This window comes from Alcanivorax sp. HI0044, assembly GCF_001634945.1.
Genome location: NZ_LWEZ01001491.1, coordinates 1 through 1,449 on the forward strand (window position 1 = coordinate 1; position 1,449 = coordinate 1,449).

Below are 1,449 nucleotides of genomic sequence, written 5' to 3' on the forward strand. Positions count from 1 at the left end.
CCGCACTCGTTGTTGCCCTTTTTCGATGGATCGACATACACCTTCAAAAGTGCGCCTAGATTGCGGGCCAGCCTGAAAGACTGAGCGCGCAAGGCGTTCTTCAGAGGCTCCTTTAAAGAGCGCGGGGCAGGGAAACTCGGGGTTCCCGTTCCGGGGCGCGGATTGTAGCAGAGCCCGCGCGATCAGGGCAGCCGCCGTGTTAAGATTAGCGCCTTTTTTAATGAGAGGCCTCCCATGTTGGAAAATGTGCGCATTGTGATGGTGGAAACCTCCCACCCCGGCAATATCGGCGCGGCTGCCCGGGCCATGAAAACCATGGGCCTGTCGGATCTGCGTCTGGTGCAGCCGCAGGCCTACCCCAGTGTGGAGGCGACGGCGCGGGCCTCCGGTGCCGGCGATGTGCTGGAAGCTGCACAGGTATGCAACAGCGTGGACGAGGCGCTGGAAGGAGCCACTCTGGTGATTGGCACCAGTGCCCGTCAGCGTCGCATTCCGTGGCCTTGCCTGACTCCACGTCAGTTGGCGGCACAGCTGTCCCATGATTTGGCCAATGCGCCGCAGGATACCCGCATTGCGGTGCTGTTCGGTCGTGAAGATCGGGGGCTGACCAACGACGAGCTGCGCCGCTGTAACCTTCATGTGAGCGTGCCCACCAATCCCGAGTATGGGGTCTTGAATGTGGCGTCGGCGGTCCAATTAATCAGCTACGAGCTACGCCTGGCGTTGCTGGGGGACGACTTTGATCTGCAGGAATCCCGTTCCCGTCGCGAAGTGATGCCATTGCCGGAAATGTTCTGGGATGAGCCGCCGGCCACCAACGAAGCGGTATCCGGTTTTCTGGACCACCTGGAAAAGGTGATGGCACAGAGTGGATTCCTGAATCCGGCGCAGCCCGGCCAGGTGATGACGCGTATGCGCCGTTTGTTTATGCGCGCCCGACCGGACAAAATGGAAATGAGCATTTTGCGGGGCGTATTGGTGGCATTGGAGAAAAAAATGCCGCGAGATGATGGCTGATGCGCCGTAACAAACGGTTGTTGGCGTCATCCTAACGGGCCCAGGCCCAAGGCTTCGAAGTTGAGGTAGTTATGTTTGATCAAGTGCGCGAGGACATCCGGTCGGTCTTTCACCGGGACCCGGCGGCCCGCAATACGCTGGAAGTGTTGCTCAACTATCCCGGTTTGCACGCGGTGCTTTTTCATCGGTTGGCGCATGGGTTATGGACGCGTGATTTCAAGCAACTGGCGCGGCTGCTATCCACGTTTTCGCGCTGGCTCACCGGTATCGAAATTCACCCCGGTGCCAAAATCGGCCGGCGTTTCTTTATTGATCACGGCATGGGTGTGGTGATCGGTGAAACCGCAGAAATCGGTGATGACGTGACGCTGTATCACGGCGTTACCCTGGGAGGCACCAGCTGGAGCAAGGGCAAGCGCCACCCGACTCTGG

General features: G+C 59.3%; 2 protein-coding genes. Both read left to right on the forward strand.

The window, feature by feature from the left end; all coding sequences use genetic code 11:
* Positions 1-234 precede the first annotated feature (234 nt).
* Positions 235-1,017 (forward strand): RNA methyltransferase, encoded by a 783-nt coding sequence (locus A3730_RS22555; RefSeq protein ID WP_063538499.1) that lies wholly within the window; start codon positions 235-237, stop codon positions 1,015-1,017.
* Positions 1,018-1,088: 71 nt separating this feature from the next.
* Positions 1,089-1,449: serine O-acetyltransferase EpsC (gene epsC / locus A3730_RS22560; RefSeq protein ID WP_304439523.1), on the forward strand; the 361-nt coding region annotated here is incomplete at its 3' end.